Genomic DNA, 16161 nt, shown 5'->3' on the forward strand with positions numbered 1-16161 from the left:
CGCGACCGGGATCGTCAGCCGACGGCGACGGGATGCTTGGTCACCTGCGGGACCCGCATGGTGACCAGTTCCTCGGACGCGGTCGGGTGCACCGCGATGGTGCGGTCGAAATCGGCCTTCGTCGCGCCCATGGTCACCGCGATGCCGACCGCCTGGATGATCTCGCCGGCATCGTGCCCGAAGATGTGGACGCCCACGACCTTGTCGCTGGCGCAGTCGACCAGCACCTTCATCAGGATCTTCTCGTCGCGTCCCGACAGCGTCGCCTTCATCGGCCGGAAGCTCGCCTTGAACACGTCGATCTTGCCGAAGATCGCGCGGGCGGTGTCCTCGTTGTGGCCGACGACGCCGATCTCCGGGGTCGAGAACACCGCGGTCGGGATCAGGCGGTGGTCGACGCAGGCCGGCTTCTCGCCGAACACCGTGTCGGCGAAGGCGTGGCCCTCGCGGATCGCGATCGGCGTGAGGTTGGCGCGATTGGTGACGTCGCCGACCGCGTAGATGGAGGGCACCGCGGTCCGCGAGTAGGCGTCGACCGGGATCGCGCCGGCGGCGTCGGTCTCGATCCCAACGCGGTCGAGGCCGAGCCCGCCGACGTTCGGGCGCCGGCCGGTCGCGATCAGCACCTGGTCGACCGTGATCGTCTCGCCGTCGTCCAGCGTCGCGGCGATCCCGCCCGCGACGCGCTCGAGCTTCGCGAGGGTGCGCCCGAGCTTGAGCGACATCCGCCTGGCGTAGGCTTCGCCGAGCGCGTCGCGGATCTCGTCGTCGAAGCCGCGCAGCAGCCTGTCGCCGCGATGGAGCAGCGTCGTCCGGCTGCCCAGGGCCGCGAACACGCCGGCGAACTCGACGGCGATGTAGCCGCCGCCGATCACCAGGATGCGCTCGGGCAGCGTCTCCAGCTCGAACACCTCGTTCGAGGTGATCGCCAGCTCGGCGCCCGGCACCGCCGGTTCCTTCACCGGATGGGCGCCGACCGCCACCAGGATCACCTTGGCGGTCACGCGCGCGCCGCTGCCGATGAGGCGGATCGTGTGCGCGTCCTCGATCACGGCGCGCTCCGGCACCACCGTGACCCCGGCGCGGATCAGGTTGGCGTCGTAGATCCCTTCGAGCCGGGTCACCTCGGCGTCGCGCCTCCGCTTCAGGACGCTCCAGTCGAAGCGCGGTGCCTCGACGGTCCAGCCGAACCCGGCGGCGTCCTCGAATTCGTCGGCGAAGCGACCGGCATAGACCATCAGCTTCTTCGGCACGCAGCCGCGGATCACGCAGGTGCCGCCGACGCGGTACTCTTCCGCCATGGTCACGCGGGCGCCGTAGCCGGCCGCGATCCGCGCGGCGCGAACGCCGCCCGAGCCGCCGCCGATGACGAACAGGTCGACGTCGTAGGTGTCGGTCATGACGGGGTCCGATCGGGCGCGGCCGAGGGCCGGGGAAGGGGTGCCTGCGCGGTGCGGTGCCCGGCATCGCGCAGCCAGGTGATGGCAGCGCCGAGGCCGGCGGTCCACCACGCCGCCCAGGTGTTGTGCTCGACCAAGGCGATGGCCGCCGCCGCCGCGATCAGGGCGAGCGCCGTCGCGCGCTCGGCCGAATCCGAACCCGCAACCGGCGCGAGCATCAGCATCGAGACGGCCGCCACGAGCACGGCGCCGACGACGCCGAGCTCGGCCCAGACCTGAAGGAACGCGTTGTGCGGATGGCCGACCGCCAGAAGCGTGCGCATCTCGGGATCGAGGCGTTGGGCCACCGGCGTCTCGGCGAAGCGGGCGGAGGTGCCGAAGCCCGCCCCGACCCACGGATCCGCCGCGACCGCGGCGCCGAAGCTGCGGGCGATGGCGACGCGGGCGCGCGACGAGGAATGCACCAGCCGCTCGTGCGCGGCCTCCGGCATGAAGCGATCGAGCAGGTCGCCCTCCACCGGCGCCAGCGCCACCGCGAGGCCGAGGCTCAGCCCGGCCACGCCGACGGCGAGCCGGCCCGGCACGAGCCGCGCGAGGGCGAACATCGCCCCGCCGGCGATCAGCCCCATGGCGGCGGCTCCGCTCACCGAGCGCAGGATGCCGAGGGCCGCGAAGGCCAAGGCGACGAGGGCGAGAACCCGCCGGCCCTGCCGCCACAGCACCAGGGCGAGCGGACCGGCGACGACGGCGAGGGTCAGCGCCGGGCGGTTGTAGACGAATTCCGCCACCCGCTGACCGAGCGCGCGCTGCAGCGGCAGGCCGGTGGCGAGGCCGACGGCGATGGTCAGCCCGGCGAGCACCACCATCGCCGCCGCGAGCGGAGCCGCGAAGGCCGGGATGCGCCCCGGCGCGAGGCGGACGAGGAGGTAGGCAGCGACGAGCGTCGGCAGGAACTCGCCGGCCATCCGCAGCGACAGCGCGGGGAACGGCGTCCAGGCCAGGGTGAGCGCGCACCAGGCGAGGAACGCCAGCGCGGCGAGGCCGACCGGCGTCGCGAGCGGCGGGACGAGGCGGCGCGGGACCGCGCCGGCATCCTCGACGCAGCGCCCGGCCAGGAACAGCACGGCCGCGATGGCGACGACGAGGGGGCTCGACCGGTTGGCCAGCGCCATCGCCAGGGGCATCACGGCGAGCGCGACGGCGCCCGCTGCATAAAGACGTCGGGACGGGGACACGGGCCGGCCGCGCGGTCGATTCGTGCGCCTACTGGAGCTGGTGCCCGCGCTTGCCCATCTCGGCGCGCACGCGGACCATGACGTATTCCGAGACTTCCTGGGTCCAGGTCTGCATCGCCTGCACCATCTCGTCGAGGATCTGAGGCTGGGTCTCGACGTAGCGCTTGCCGGCGGGCGAGCGGAAGAACGCCGCGATGTCCTGCAGCTCGGCTTCGCTCAGCTTGTTCGCGTAGATTCGCGCCGCGGTGTCGATGATGCGCTGCTTCTGCAGCTCCATCTCGGGGTTGAGGCCCTGCAGCACCTCGTCGAGATCCTTGCTCAGCTCGGGGCGGGTGACGGTCTGCTGCTTGATCTGCTCGGCGAAGGCCGGAATGATCGAGTCGAACGAGCGCGCGATGCCGGAATTGAGCATCACCTCGCGGGCGAGCGCGAGATGGTTGGCGCCGATCGTCGGGGCGCCGCGCGTGGCCGGGGCGGCGGGCGCGGCCGGCGTCGCGGCGGGCTTCTGAGGCGCAGCCTTCTGGGCCTGGGCGAGGCCGGGCGCAGCGGCGACTAGGGCCGCGACCAGCACGGGGAAGAGGCGGCGGGAGAGGACGGGCATTCCGGGCATTCCTGAAGCGAGGGGAAGAGCCGGCGCCGGCATCCGAGGCCGTCGCCGGGGCGCCGTCGGGCGCGCTGATGCAGCTATGCGAGGCTGCCGATCACGGTGATCTCGGCCTGCCCGTCGCGGTCCTCGGCGAGGATGGCCGCGGTGGCGATCCCGAGGAACAGGCCGTGCTCGACCACGCCAGGCACCGACCAGAGCAGCGCCGACAGCCGCTCGGGATCGGCGATCCGCCCAAGGCGCGCGTCGAGGATGTGGTGGCCGCCGTCGGTCGTGAGCGGCGCGCCGCCGGGGGCCATGCGCAGCGCGACCGCACCCGTGCAGCCGGCGCGCGCGATCGCCGCCTCGACGGCGCGCCGGGTCGCCGTGAGGCCGAAGACGTTGACCTCGATCGGCAGCGGGAAGGCGCCGAGCGTCCCGACGCGCTTGGCGGCATCGGCGATCACCACCATGCGGCGGCTGGCGCAGGCGACGATCTTCTCGCGCAGCAGCGCCGCGCCCCCGCCCTTGATCAGCCGGAGATCGGCATCGACCTCGTCGGCCCCGTCGATCGTCAGGTCGAGCTCGGGCAGTTCCTCCAGCGTCGCGAGGCGGATGCCTTCCCGCGTCGCCGCCGCGTGGGTCGCCTCGGAGGTCGGGACGCCGACGACGTCGAGGCCGTCGCGAACCCCTGCGCCGAGCAACGCGACGAAGGCCGCCGCCGTCGATCCGGTGCCGAGGCCGAGCCGCATTCCGGGCTCGACGAGATCGAGGGCGCGGGCGGCGGCCGCGCGGCGCAGGTCCGGGCCGCTCACGACGACGTCCCGCCGTCGGGTCTCACGAAAGGATGCATGCGCAGGGTGCCGGTCCGTCCCGTTGGGATGCGGCACGCCCTAGCATGGCCGCCGTCGCGCCGGGAAGCCGCGGTACCGGCCGAGACCGGTATTCGGATGACGATCCCCCCGGTGGGATCCGGCTTCGTCAGAACCGGCTGCCGCCCTGCGGCGGCGTCGCGCTCGCGCCGGCCCGGCCCGGGACGCTGCCAACGAGCGGCGCCTCGGCGGCCCCCTCGGCCGACGGGTTGGTCTGCTGGGTGCAGACGACCTGCTCCTTCTTCACCAGCACGAAGCAGATGCTCATCTCGCCGGTGCGGTAGTTCACCCGGAACACGCCCGCCTCCCGGGTGTGGCGCGTCGCCACGAGCCCATATTCCGACGGGGGCTGCGCACCGGCGCCCTCGCCGGCCGCGAAGCAGACCGTGAGGCCGATGCCGCCGGCGCCTTCCTGCAAGCCGTATTGGCACGAGGTGACCTCGCCGGTGACCTTGTCGACCCGATACATGCGGTTGAGGTCGGCCTGGGGCGCCGGAACGAACTCGAACGAGGCGGCGGCGGCGGTACCCGGCGCGAGCAGGCCGAGGCCGAGGGCGAGCAGAGGGAGTTTCATGGGGGGTCCCGGAGGGTGTGACGCCCCTCCTTTCGAGGGTTTTTCGGGCAAGTGTGGGGCGCCGCACGCCGTCTCGCGCACGACGCGCACGGTTTCGAAACCTGCCCGCAACCTTGCCCCGCCGCGGGCGGCCGGCTAGCGAGGGCCCCTCCCCCCGTCGCCCCGGAAAGACCCGATGCCCACCCTGCCGAAGATCGCCGTGTTCGACCTCGACGGCACCCTGGCCGAGACCGCGGGCGACCTCGTCGGCACGCTCAACGTGCTGCTCGTGCGGGAAGGCCTGCCGGAACTGGCGCTCGAGGAGGCCCGCGACCTGATCGGCGCCGGCGCCAAGGCGCTGATCCGCCGCGGCTTCGAGGCCGCCGGCCGCGAGCTGACGCCGGAGCGGCACGAGGCGCTGTTCGGCGACTTCCTGGAGCATTACGGCGCGCATCTGTGCGAGCGCTCGCACCTCTATCCCGGCGTGGTCGAGGCGCTGGATCGGCTCGAGGCCGAGGGCTTCCGGCTGGCCGTCTGCACCAACAAGGTCGAGGGGCTCGCGGTCGACCTGCTCGACCAACTCGGCATCGGCGGCCGTTTCGCCGCGATCTGCGGGCGCGCGACCTTCCCCTACAGCAAGCCCGATCCGCGCCACATCACGCTGACCATCGGCCGGGCCGGCGGCGATCCGGAGCGCGCGGTGATGGTCGGCGATTCCCGCGCCGACATCGATGCCGCCAAGGCCGCCGGCATCCCGGTGGTGGCGGTCACCTTCGGCTACACCGACACGCCGGTGGACCAGCTCGGGCCGGACCGGGTGATCTCGCACTTCTCGGACGTGCCCGGTGCCGTCGCCGAGCTGCTGTCGGCTCAGGCGTAGTCCTCCGGCACCCGGACCTTGCCCGCGCGCAGCAGCGTGTAGAGGAACGGCACGAACAGCAGCGTCGCCGGCGTGCCGAAGGCGATGCCGCCCATCACGGCGCGGGCGAGCGCGGCGTTCTGCTCGCCGCCCTCGCCCGTGCCGAGCGCCATCGGGATCAGGCCGAGGAACATCGCGCCCGCCGTCATCAGCACCGGGCGCAGGCGCGTCTCGCCGGCGAGCAGGGCGGCGTCGACCGCCGAGCACCCCGTCGCCTCGCGATGCTCGCGGGCGAAGGTGACGAGCAGGATCGAGTTCGCGGACGCGATGCCCACCGACATGATCGCGCCGAACAGCGACGGGATCGAGAAGGTGGTGCCGGTGATGAACAGGCTCGCGACGATGCCGCAGAAGGCGAGCGGCAGGGCGGCCAGCACCACGAAGGGATCGCCCCAGCTCTGATAGTTCACCGCCATCAGCAGGTAGACGGCGATGAGCGCGATGCTCAGGCCGACGCCGAGGCGCAGGAACGCCGAGTCCATGTTCTCGATCTGCCCGCGCACGGTGATCTTGTCGGGCACCGGCAGCGCCTTCTGCTCCTCGTCGACGATGGTGCGGATCTCCCGCGCCACCGAGCCGAGGTCGGAATCCTGCACCGCCGCGTAGATATTGTAGGTCGGCGCCGTGTTGACGTGGTTGACCACGGTCTGCGTCGCCTCGCGGCGCAGGGTCGAGACGCTGGAGAGCAGGGTCAGCACGCCCGGCTGGTCGCTGTTGGCGCGCACCAGCAGCGGCGTGTTCTGCAGGTCGGTGAGCGAGGCGTTGCGGTATTCCGGCGTCTGCACCCAGAGCTGGTACGGGATGCCGGTCTTCGGGTCGGTCCAGAAGTTCGGCGTCACCTGGAAGGAGCCCGACAGGGAGACGTTGAGCCCCTGCGCCACCTGCTGCTGGGTCAGCCCGAGCTCCGAGGCGAGGCGGCGGTCGACGTCGACGAAGAACTGTGGCGTGCCGACGATCTGGTGCAGGTGCACGTCGACCGCGCCCTTCGTCTCCTTCAGGCGGCGGACGATGTTCTGGGCGACCGCGAGGTCCTTTTCGGCGTTGCGACCCGAGACCTGGATGTCGATCTGCGCCAGCGTGCCGAAGTTCAGGATCTGCGTGATGATGTCGGAGGGCTGGAAGTAGACGATCACGTCGGGGAAGCGCTCGCGCAGCACCTCGCGCAGGCGCTTCGCGTAGGCGCCGACGTCGCCGTGTCCCTCGCGCAGGTTCACCAGCATCTGGCCGTCGTTGTAGCCGACGAAGGAGCCGTCCGAGAACGCGAAGTTGTAGTTGTTCGAGGGCAGGCCGATGTTGTCGAGGATCTGCTCGATCTCGCCGTCCGGGATCACCTCGCGCACCGTGGCGCCGACGGCCGCGAAGACCTGCTCGGCGGTCTCGATCCGCATGCCGGGCCGGGTGCGCAGGTGCAGCGTGAGCTGGCTCGAGGCGACCTGCGGGAAGTAGTCGCGCCCGACGAAGGTGAACAGCCCGGCCGTGCCGAGGAACACCAGCAGGACGACGGCGATCGTCGCGACGCGGCGGCGCACCACGACGTGGAGCAGCCCGAGATAGCCGCGGTGGAAGCGCTCGAAGCGCGCCTCGAAGCCGTTCCGGAAACGCCCGGCGACGTGGATCACCGGGCGCCCGAGCCAACCGATGGCCCGCGCCACCCGCCCGCGCCGCGGCGGCGCGACGGCGTCGTGCCCGCCGCCATGTCGCTCGACGTACTCGCGCGCGACCAGCACGTCGATCAGCACCGGCACGAGGGTGCGCGAGAGCAGGTACGAAGTCAGCATCGCGAACACGACCGCGAGCGCCTGCGGTGTGAACAGGTACTTCGGCGTGTCGGCCAGCGCGAAGACCGAGACGAAGGCGGCGCAGATCGACAGCGTCGAGATCAGCGTCGGCTTCGCGATGCTGGCGGCGCCCTCGACCACGGACTTGCGGAACGGCTCGCCCTCCTCGAACAGCCGATAGGTGTTCTCGATCGCCACCGTCGCGTCGTCGACGAGGATGCCGACGGCGAGCGCGAGGCCGCCCAGCGTCATCACATTGATGGTCTGGCCGAGCGCGGCGAGGATCGCGAGCGAGGTCAGGATCGAGAGCGGGATCGAGATCAGCACGACGATGGTCGAGCGCCACGAGCCGAGGAACAGCAGGATCGTCAGGCCGGTGAGGCAGGCGGCGATCGCCGCCTCGTGGATCACGCCCTCGATCGCGGCGGACACGAAGACCGACTGGTCGAACAGCGGCTTGATCGCCATGCCGTCGGGCGCGGCGGCCTGGATTTCGGGCAGCACCTTCTTGACGTTGTTGACCACGTCCAGCGTCGAGGCGGTGCCGTTCTTGAAGATCCGCATCAGCACCGAATGCAGCCCGTCCGAGCGCACGATGTTGACCTGCGGCGGCCCGCCGTCGCGGACGTAGGCGACGTCGCGCACCAGCACCGGCTGGCCGGCCACGACCTTGATCGGGATCTCGTTCAGCGCCGCGATCGCGTCCGGGGTCGCGTTGAGCAGGACCGGATATTGCTGCTCGCCGATCTTGACCAAGCCGGAGGGCACGGTGAGGTTCTGCGCCGTCATCGCGTTGGTGACGTCGAGGGCCGTGAGGCCGAGCGCCCGCAGCGCCTGGAGGTCGAGATCGACCATGATCTGGCGCGGCGTGCCGCCGAACGGCGACGGCAGCGTCGAGCCCGGCACCTGCACGAGGCGCTGGCGGATGCGGTACTGCGCGTAATCGTAGACCTTGGTCAGGCTCTCCTTGGTCGAGGTCAGCGCGAGCTGGATCACCGGCACCGAGGAGGCCGAGAACCGCAGCACGATCGGCGGCTGCACGCCCGGCGGCATCGCCGAGCGGATCGAGTTCATCGCCGAGACGACCTGGGTGATGGCGAGGTCGACGCTGACCTCGCCGTCGAAGTAGATCTTCTGGATCGCGGTGCCCTGGAGCGTCGTCGACTCCATCCGCTTGATGTTGTTGACGTTGTTCGAAAGCGAGAACTCGGCGTAGGTGGTGATCCGCCGCTCCATCTCCGGCGTCGACAGGCCGGTATAGGTCCAGACCACCACGACCACGGGGATGTCAACGATCGGCAGCACGTCCTTGGGCGCGACCACGATCGCGCCGCCCCCGGCGAGCATCATCAGCACGGCGAGCACGTAGGTCGTGATGCGGAACTTCAGTGCGTACTGGACGAGGCCCATCTGGTCTCCGTGATCCGGCCACGGCCCGGATCATCGCATCATGAATTCAGGCGCCACCGAACGCGAGTATTGTTTCGCGATCATGTCCGCGCGCTGCGGCTGCGAAGAGGCCGCAGGACCTTGCGGCGTGGTCGAAGGCCGGCTCAGACCCGCCGTCGCTGGCTCGGACGGGGTTTCGGTGCAGGCTTGTCCGGCCCGTCCGTCGCCCCGGGGCAGATCCCGCGCAGCTGCATCCAATCGGCGTCGCTCAGGATGTGCCTGTCGGGGTCCCGGGCCCCGGCGTGGGCGCGGATCGTCGCGGCACGCTCGCGGGTGAAGGGATGGCTGCGCAGGAGGGCCGGGTCGGCATCCGCCTCGTCCTTGGCGATCCGCTCGAGCATCGAGGCCAGCGCCGCCGCGTCGCCGCCGGCCGACCGCATCGCGGCGACGGAATAGGCGTCGGCCGCGCGCTCGGCATCGCGGCTGTAGCCGGCCGAGAGCACGGCCTGGCCGAGGGCGACGATCACGGTGGAGCCGGTGAGGTCGCCGAGCACGAGGCTGAGCAGGAACGACGTGCCCGAGGCCTGGATCAGCGCCCGGGTCGGATCGCGCAGCGCCACGTGCCCGAGCTCGTGCGCCAGCACGCCGGCGAACTCGTCGGCGCTCCGCGCCTTGGCGATCAGCTCGGAGAGCACGACGACGCGCGCGCCCGGCAACGTCACCGCGTTCGCGGTGTCGTGGCGGCGGACCGTGACCGCGAGATCGGGCGGCAGGCCGCGACCGGCCGCGAGGCGGGCGACGAGGCGGTCGAGCACGGCCCGGCCGGCCGGCTCCGCGCAGGGCGGCGGATCGCCCATCAGGTCGAGCACCTGCGCCTCCACCGCGGTGCCGAGGCGCGCCTCGATGCCGGCCGGCACCAGCGGCGCGAGAACGCCCGCCGCGATCGGAAGGCCGAAGAACACGGTGAGCAGGACCGCGATGCCGACCGCAAGCGAGCCGGCGACGAGGCGCCAGGTCCCTCCGCCCGCGTCTGCGCGCTTGCGCAGGTCGGGGCAGCGGGTTTCGAGACATGCGGCGAACGACGGGTCCACGACCTCGACATGGCCGGGATCGCCCGCGATCCCGAGGCGCAGCAGCGGGGCCTGCCCCTCGCCGGCCCGCAAATCGGTCAGGTTCCAGTCGCGATGGACCTCCAGCCCGGTGATCTCGAGGCGCTCGCCGAGGTGCAGGGTCACCTCGTGCGGCGCGGCGCTCCGTCCGTCGAACCAGCGGCCGGACGCGGTGAGCGCCATCAGAACCCGATCTGCAGCGCGCCGCCGACGTCGAGCGCGTCGGCGAGGCCCTCGTTGAGGCCGCTGCCGGGCCCGTGGCTCGCGGCGAGGATGCGGTTCAGGCCGTCGGCATCGGCCACCTGCGTCGTGGTTGCGACCGCGGCCCAGAGTCGGGCCTGGACGACGCGCACGTACAGCACCGCGAAGGCGAGCGCGCCGCCGAGATAGAGCAGGCCGCCGCCGAGCACCGCCGCCCAGGCCAGCCCGTCGCCGCCCGCGGCCCGCGCGGCGAGGCCGGCGAGCAGCGCGATCAGGCCAACCACCACGACGAAGCCTAGAAGCGACAGCGCGTAGACGAGGTAGGGCCAGTAGAATTGCCGCGCCCGGAGCGTCGAGACGAGGCGGACCGGCCCGAGGCGCGCCGCGTTCATGAAGACCCGCGTCTCGCGCGCCCGATAGAACGGTACCAGCAGGAGCGAGAGGGGCAGGCAGCAGCCGGCGGTGATCCCGAGCGCGACGGCGAGGGTTGCGATCCGGGTGCCGGCATAGGCGGGGTTGAGGATGAGATCGCCGCCCTTGCCACCGGGCTTGGGCAGCATCAGGTCGATCGGCGGGACGAAGTCGTTGGCGGCGATCAACGCCAGCAGCAGGGCGAGCACCGGGCCGAGCGCCACCGCGTAGAACAGCAGCCAAGGCCCGAAGAGCGCGCGCCCGCGCGCGTCGGACGCCATCCGGCTGGTGCCGATCAGGGTGTGGGCGATGCGGTAGCGCTCGAGGCCGGCGCGCATGAACGGGAAGGCGAGGCCCAGCGTCGCCAGCGTCAGCGCCCACCACAGGGCGGCCCGGCCGGCATAGGCGAGGCCCGAGCCGTCCTGGCCGAGGCGGATGCCGCGCCACAGCGTCCGCATCGCCCGGTAGCGGCGCCCGCGGTAGATCGCGAACTGCCCGAGCAGGAACAAGATGACGAAGGACAGGATCGCCGAGTATGGCGCCAGGCTCGGCAGCGCGATCGCCAGGCCGAACAGCCCGACATAGATCACGATCAGCAGCCCGAGGGCCGCGAGGAAGCCGAGAAAGAGCTCGCGCCCGGTGCCGGTGTAATCCGCCGGGCTGCCGTCGACGACGGTGCGGCTCCAGAAAAAGCGCCGCAGGTCGGTCATGTACCAGAAGCGGTAGACGCCGAAGGTGACGAGCGAGAGCAGGAACCCGACGATCGCGAGCCCGGTGAGGCCGCGGAGCCGGGTGTCGAAGGCAACCTGTCCGGTCCGCGACATGGATCCCCTTCCGGGCCTGCGATCGACGGCCGGTCAGCGCAGCAGGGCCGATTTCTCGACCTGGAGGGCGGCGGCGATCTCGTCGAGCGCCTTGTGCTCGACCTCGCTGATGCCGCCGAAATCAGCAACGTCGGCGGCGATCAGGAAGATGTCCTGGCGCTGGTCGAGCGGCCGGTCGGCGATGGCCGCGACGTGGCGCAGGTTCTCGATCCGCCCGGCGCGGGTCTTGGCGCGGGCGATGCCCTCGTACAGCTCCTGCTCGATCCGCAGGGTGTCGTAGGATTTCTGGAGGATCGGGTTGGCGCGCATGCCCGAGATCGCCGACTCGACCTCCTCCTCGTCGACGTCGCCGTCGGCGATCGTCACGTTGGCCGCGGCCGAGACCGCGGCAGCAAGAAACAGGCCGTCGCCGGCATAGGACATGATCGTCCGGCCGAACCGCAGAATGGCGTCCTGGAAGATGCTCATTGCCTACCTCGCACTCGCCTGACTCACGGGAAATGCCCGTTCGGAGTCAAGCGTTTCCCGCCCGCGACCGGGCCGCATCCTCGAACGATACGTCCGTCACGCCGTCGCATGGTCAACAGCAGCGAAATCCGTTGGTGTTGCCGACACCGAACCGCGCGTTCTCCCGATGGCGGAAGAACTCGATCTCGGTCATCGGCGCCTGGTCGGGATGCGTCCGCGCGGCGTGGGCGGCATAGGCCGCGTAATCGCCCTGCCCCACCATCAGCCGCGCGCCGTCGCAGAAGCACTTGGACAGGGCCTTCCAGCGGTCGCGCAGGTTCTGCGGGGCGGCCTCCATCGGCCCTACTCCGCCGCGACGATGCGGGCTTCGCTCTCGAGGGCCGTCCAGCGGTCGGTGCGCAGCGCCTTGACGCAGGCGGCGATGCCGAACCAGGCGATCGCCACGACGAGGCCGATGAACAGCCCGGCGAGCACCGCGTCGATCCGGTCGTTCAGCACGATCTGACCCATCTGGCCGAGGTCCTTGGCCGGCACCAGCACCTTGCCTTCCGCCAGCGCGCCCGCGTAGCGCTCGGCATGGGCGAGGAACCCGATCTTCGGGTCGGCGGAGAAGATCTTCTGCCAGCCCGCAGTGAGGGTGCAGATGCACAGCCACGCGGTCGGGATGATCGTCACGAACGCATAGCGCTCGCGCTTCATCTTGAAGATCACCACCGTGCACAGCGTCAGCGCCACGGCGGCCAGCATCTGGTTCGAGATGCCGAACAGCGGCCACAGCGTGTTGATGCCGCCGAGCGGGTCGGTCACGCCCTGGTAGAGAAAGTAGCCCCAGGCGCCGACCGCGATGGCCGTCGCCAGGATGCTCGGCACCCAGGCGTTGGTCTGCTTGAACGACGGCACCGCCAGCCCGACTAGGTCCTGCACCATGAAGCGGCAGGCGCGGGTCCCCGCATCGACCGCGGTGAGGATGAACAGCGCCTCGAACAGGATCGCGAAGTGATACCAGAACGCCATCATCGCCTTGCCGCCGATGGCGCTGGAGATGATGTGCGCCATGCCGACGGCGAGGGTCGGCGCGCCGCCGGCCCGCGCGACGATGGTGCGCTCGCCGACATCGCTGGCGGTCTGAGCGATCACCTCGGGCGTGGTCGGGAAGCCGAGCTTCGTCACCGCGGCGGCGGCGGTCTCCGGCGTCGTGCCGAGGAGCGCGACCGGCGCGTTCATCGTGAAGTACACGCCCGGATCGATGACGGTGGCCGAGACCAGCGCCATCACCGCGACGAAGCTCTCCATCAGCATGCCGCCGTAGCCGATGAAGCGCGCATCCGCCTCGCTGGCGATCAGCTTCGGCGTGGTGCCCGAGGCGATCAGCGCGTGGAAGCCCGAGACCGAGCCGCAGGCGATGGTGATGAACAGGAACGGGAAGAGCTGGCCCGCCCAGACCGGCCCGGTGCCGTCCACGAACTTGGTCACCGCCGGCATCTGCATGTGCGGGGCGACGAAGGCGATGCCCAGCGCGAGGCCGACGATCGTGCCGATCTTCAGGAAGGTCGAGAGGTAGTCGCGCGGGGCCAGCAGGAGCCAGACCGGCAGGATCGAGGCGACGAAGCCGTAGCCGATCAGCATCCAGCAAAGCTGCGTCCCGGTGAAGGTGAAGGCCGGGCCCCAGACCGGGCTGTCGGCGATCGCGCCGCCACCGAAGATCGCCGCCATCAGCAGGACGAAGCCGAGGATCGAGACCTCGCCGATGCGGCCGGGGCGGATGTAGCGGGTGTAGACGCCCATCAGCATCGCGATCGGGATCGTCGACATCACGGTGAAGGTGCCCCACGGGCTCTCGGCCAGCGCCTTGACGACGATGAGCGCGAGCACCGCCAGCAGGATCACCATGATCAGGAACGTGCCGAACAGCGCGATGATGCCCGGGACGGTGCCGAGCTCGGTGCGGATCAGCTCGCCGAGCGAGCGCCCGTCGCGCCGCATCGAGACGAACAGGACCATGAAGTCCTGCACCGCGCCGGCGAGCACGACGCCGGCGAGGATCCAGAGCAGGCCGGGCAGGTAGCCCATCTGCGCGGCCAGCACCGGGCCGACGAGGGGACCGGCACCGGCGATCGCCGCGAAGTGGTGGCCGAACAGGACGCTCTTGTTCGTCGGGACGTAGTCGAGCCCGTCGTTGTGGAGGACGGCCGGCGTCTCGCGCTTGGGATCGAGCCGCATCACCTTCTCGGCGATGAACAGCGCGTAGTAGCGATAGGCGATGAGGTAGACGCAGACCGCCGCGACGACGAGCCAGAGCGCGTTCACCGCTTCGCCGCGCTCGACGGCGACGATGGCGAGCGCCGCCGCCCCCAACGCACCGACCAGGGCCCAGGGGCCATGCCTACCGATCGCGCCCATCGTTCCACTCCCGAAGCCGGCACTCGGGGGCCGACGATCCCGCGCGTGATGCCGCAATTTTGGATTGAGGAAAATCCCCATCGCGGCAGCGAGTGGACAACCGCGCGGCGTTGTCGCGATCCGCTTCGCATCGTCGGCGCCGCGGTTTGACGCTGCGGTGCGCGATACCTAGACCGCTCCAGCAGCACACGAGACGGAGACGGATGATGGCGAAGGTCGCGTTCCTGGGGCTCGGCGTCATGGGCGCCCCGATGGCCGGACACCTGGTCAAGAAGGGCCACTCGGTCACCGTCTACAACCGCACGGCCGCCAAGGCCGAGGCGTGGGTGGCGGCCAACGGCGGCGCGCATGCGCCGACGCCGCGCGAGGCTTCCGAGGGCGCAGAGATCGTCTTCGCCTGCGTCGGCAACGACGACGACCTGCGCGGCGTCGTGCTCGGTCCGGACGGCGCGCTCGCCGGCATGGAGGCCGGTGCGATCTTCGTCGATCACACCACCGCCTCGGCCGAGGTGGCCCGCGAGCTTGCCGAGGCCGCGACCGCGAAGGGGCTGGGCTTCATCGACGCCCCGGTCTCCGGCGGCCAGGCCGGCGCCGAGAACGGCATGCTCACCGTGATGTGCGGCGGCGGCCAGGGCTGCTACGACAAGGTCGAGAGCGCGATCGGCGCCTATGCGCGCGCCTGCCGGCTGATGGGGCCGGTCGGGGCGGGCCAGCTCACCAAGATGGTCAATCAGATCTGCATCGCCGGCCTCGTCCAGGGGCTGTCCGAGGGCGTGCACTTCGCCAAGAAGGCGGGGCTCGACGTGGAGGCGGTGCTTTCCGTGATCTCGAAGGGGGCCGCCGGCTCCTGGCAGATGGAGAACCGCGGCTCGACCATGAACGCGGGGAAGTTCGATTTCGGCTTCGCCGTCGACTGGATGCGCAAGGACCTCGGCATCCTGCTCGACGAAGCGCGCCGCAACGGCGCCAAGCTCCCGGTCTCGGCCCTCGTCGACCAGTTCTACGCCGACATCCAGGCCATGGGCGGCAACCGCTGGGACACGTCGAGCCTCGTCGCGCGCCTGGAGCGCTGAGATCCCTCAGCCGATTTCCGCCATCGCCGCCTCGGGCGCCAGCCAGCGCCACTCCGCTCCCATCTGGTGGCGGAACCAGGTGAACTGGCGCTTGGCGTAGCGGCGGGTGTCGGCCTGCCCGCGCACGATCGCCTCCTCCAGCCCGATCGCGCCGTCGAGATGCGCGATCAGGCCGGGCACCCCGTGGGCGCGCATCACCGGCAGCAGCGGGTCGAGGCGGCGCTCGCGCAGCACCGCGACCTCGTCGAGTGCGCCCCGCTGCATCATCGTGCGGAAGCGCGCGTCGATGCGGGCGCGCAGCAGCTCGCGCTCGGGCGCCAGGAAGATCTTCAGCAGCCTTCGCCCCGCGAGCGGACCGGGCACGCGTGGCCCGTGGAACGCGGCGATCGGCCGGCCGGTGGCGGCGAGGATCTCGAGCGCGCGCATGACCCGGGCGCGGTCGCTCGGCCGCAACAGGGTGGCGCCGGCGGGGTCGCGTTCGGCGAGATCGGCGTGCAGCGCCTCGGTCGGGCGGCCCTCGCTCTCGGAGCGGATCGCGGCGCGCACGGCCTCCGGCACCGGCGGGAGGTCGGACAGGCCCTCCTCCAGGCTGCGGAAGTACAGCCCGGTTCCGCCGACGAAGACGGGCAGTCGCCCGTCGAGACCGGCCAGCAGCGACGCGGCGTCCCGCGCGAAATGCCCGGCAGAGTAGTTCACCGCCCCGTCGACATGCCCATAGAGGCGATGCGCGACGCTTGCCTCCTCCGCCCGATCCGGTCGCGCCGAGAGGATGCGCAGGTCGGCGTAGACCTGCATCGAGTCGGTGTTGACGACGATCCCGCCGTGACGGAGCGTCAGCGCCGTCGCGAGCGCCGACTTGCCCGACGCGGTCGGCCCTGCAATGAGGATCGCCTCCGGCCGCCCCTGCGACGACGCACTTGAAAGCGGCAACACGAAATCGTCGGCT

General features: G+C 71.2%; 14 protein-coding genes. 2 read left to right on the plus strand and 12 right to left on the minus strand.

All coding sequences use genetic code 11. The annotated features are described in order from the left end of the window. Positions 1–14: 14 nt before the first annotated feature. The 5 genes from gor to FV227_RS01665 all read right to left on the minus strand — a co-directional run bounded on the left by gor (position 15) and on the right by FV227_RS01665 (position 4664). Entirely contained in the window at positions 15–1400 is a 1386-nt protein-coding gene (gene gor, locus FV227_RS01645) for a glutathione-disulfide reductase (protein ID WP_147729471.1), read from the minus strand. Next, a complete protein-coding gene (locus tag FV227_RS01650) occupies positions 1397–2584 on the minus strand; it encodes an O-antigen ligase family protein (protein ID WP_147858168.1) in 1188 nt (395 codons plus the stop codon). Before FV227_RS01650 ends, gor begins: the two co-directional genes overlap by 4 nt. A gap of 79 nt (positions 2585–2663) precedes the next feature. After that, positions 2664–3245 carry a DUF2059 domain-containing protein gene (locus tag FV227_RS01655; protein ID WP_147858169.1) on the minus strand — a complete coding sequence of 194 codons (582 nt, stop codon included), beginning with the start codon at positions 3243–3245 and terminating at the stop codon, positions 2664–2666. A 74-nt stretch (positions 3246–3319) separates the two neighbouring features. Continuing rightward, positions 3320–4033 (minus strand): ribose-5-phosphate isomerase RpiA, encoded by a 714-nt coding sequence (gene rpiA / locus FV227_RS01660; protein ID WP_147858170.1) that lies wholly within the window; start codon positions 4031–4033, stop codon positions 3320–3322. 166 nt (positions 4034–4199) lie between these two features. Then, positions 4200–4664, minus strand: a complete 465-nt coding sequence (locus tag FV227_RS01665) for a hypothetical protein (protein ID WP_147858171.1) — start codon at positions 4662–4664, stop codon at positions 4200–4202. A gap of 175 nt (positions 4665–4839) precedes the next feature. Here FV227_RS01665 and FV227_RS01670 point away from each other — a divergent pair, with 175 nt between their 5' ends. Continuing rightward, a complete protein-coding gene (locus FV227_RS01670) occupies positions 4840–5523 on the plus strand; it encodes an HAD family hydrolase (protein ID WP_147858172.1) in 684 nt (227 codons plus the stop codon). Here FV227_RS01670 and FV227_RS01675 read toward each other — a convergent pair. From FV227_RS01675 to FV227_RS01700, 6 genes are all read right to left on the minus strand, one after another. Continuing rightward, positions 5514–8750 carry an efflux RND transporter permease subunit gene (locus FV227_RS01675; RefSeq protein ID WP_147858173.1) on the minus strand — a complete coding sequence of 1079 codons (3237 nt, stop codon included), beginning with the start codon at positions 8748–8750 and terminating at the stop codon, positions 5514–5516. The genes FV227_RS01670 and FV227_RS01675 overlap by 10 nt on opposite strands. Positions 8751–8893: 143 nt before the next feature. Further along, complete coding sequence (locus tag FV227_RS01680) at positions 8894–10021, minus strand: M48 family metallopeptidase (protein ID WP_147858174.1); 1128 nt, start codon at positions 10019–10021, stop codon at positions 8894–8896. Then, the gene (locus FV227_RS01685; protein WP_147858175.1) at positions 10021–11274 is read right to left on the minus strand and encodes a DUF898 family protein; all 1254 of its coding nucleotides are present in this window, start codon (positions 11272–11274) and stop codon (positions 10021–10023) included. Before FV227_RS01685 ends, FV227_RS01680 begins: the two co-directional genes overlap by 1 nt. 33 nt (positions 11275–11307) lie before the next feature. After that, on the minus strand, positions 11308–11742 hold the full coding sequence (locus FV227_RS01690; protein WP_147844056.1) for a tellurite resistance TerB family protein: 435 nt from the start codon (positions 11740–11742) through the stop codon (positions 11308–11310). Between the two features lie 112 nt (positions 11743–11854). Then, a complete protein-coding gene (locus FV227_RS01695; RefSeq protein WP_147727445.1) occupies positions 11855–12079 on the minus strand; it encodes a YbdD/YjiX family protein in 225 nt (74 codons plus the stop codon). 5 nt (positions 12080–12084) lie between these two features. After that, a complete protein-coding gene (locus FV227_RS01700) occupies positions 12085–14142 on the minus strand; it encodes a carbon starvation CstA family protein (RefSeq protein ID WP_147858176.1) in 2058 nt (685 codons plus the stop codon). 206 nt (positions 14143–14348) lie between these two features. Here FV227_RS01700 and FV227_RS01705 point away from each other — a divergent pair, with 206 nt between their 5' ends. Then, positions 14349–15215 carry an NAD(P)-dependent oxidoreductase gene (locus FV227_RS01705; RefSeq protein ID WP_147727450.1) on the plus strand — a complete coding sequence of 289 codons (867 nt, stop codon included), beginning with the start codon at positions 14349–14351 and terminating at the stop codon, positions 15213–15215. A 6-nt stretch (positions 15216–15221) separates the two neighbouring features. Here the strand turns inward: FV227_RS01705 and miaA are convergent, their stop codons facing one another. After that, positions 15222–16145 (minus strand): tRNA (adenosine(37)-N6)-dimethylallyltransferase MiaA, encoded by a 924-nt coding sequence (gene miaA / locus FV227_RS01710; protein ID WP_246686352.1) that lies wholly within the window; start codon positions 16143–16145, stop codon positions 15222–15224. Positions 16146–16161 lie beyond the last annotated feature (16 nt).

The organism is Methylobacterium sp. WL119 (assembly GCF_008039875.1).
GTDB lineage: Bacteria > Pseudomonadota > Alphaproteobacteria > Rhizobiales > Beijerinckiaceae > Methylobacterium.

Excerpts from the sequence above, each read along its gene's own strand:
- FV227_RS01670 (WP_147858172.1), top strand. The coding sequence starts at position 4,840 with ATGCCCACCCTGCCGAAGATCGCCGTGTTCGACCTCGACGGCACCCTG.
- gor (WP_147729471.1), bottom strand. The coding sequence starts at position 1,400 with ATGACCGACACCTACGACGTCGACCTGTTCGTCATCGGCGGCGGCTCG.
- FV227_RS01655 (WP_147858169.1), bottom strand. The coding sequence starts at position 3,245 with ATGCCCGGAATGCCCGTCCTCTCCCGCCGCCTCTTCCCCGTGCTGGTC.
- FV227_RS01650 (WP_147858168.1), bottom strand. The coding sequence starts at position 2,584 with ATGCCCCTGGCGATGGCGCTGGCCAACCGGTCGAGCCCCCTCGTCGTC.
- FV227_RS01705 (WP_147727450.1), top strand. The coding sequence starts at position 14,349 with ATGGCGAAGGTCGCGTTCCTGGGGCTCGGCGTCATGGGCGCCCCGATG.
- FV227_RS01675 (WP_147858173.1), bottom strand. The coding sequence starts at position 8,750 with ATGGGCCTCGTCCAGTACGCACTGAAGTTCCGCATCACGACCTACGTG.
- FV227_RS01700 (WP_147858176.1), bottom strand. The coding sequence starts at position 14,142 with ATGGGCGCGATCGGTAGGCATGGCCCCTGGGCCCTGGTCGGTGCGTTG.
- FV227_RS01665 (WP_147858171.1), bottom strand. The coding sequence starts at position 4,664 with ATGAAACTCCCTCTGCTCGCCCTCGGCCTCGGCCTGCTCGCGCCGGGT.
- FV227_RS01680 (WP_147858174.1), bottom strand. The coding sequence starts at position 10,021 with ATGGCGCTCACCGCGTCCGGCCGCTGGTTCGACGGACGGAGCGCCGCG.
- FV227_RS01690 (WP_147844056.1), bottom strand. The coding sequence starts at position 11,742 with ATGAGCATCTTCCAGGACGCCATTCTGCGGTTCGGCCGGACGATCATG.
- FV227_RS01685 (WP_147858175.1), bottom strand. The coding sequence starts at position 11,274 with ATGTCGCGGACCGGACAGGTTGCCTTCGACACCCGGCTCCGCGGCCTC.
- FV227_RS01695 (WP_147727445.1), bottom strand. The coding sequence starts at position 12,079 with ATGGAGGCCGCCCCGCAGAACCTGCGCGACCGCTGGAAGGCCCTGTCC.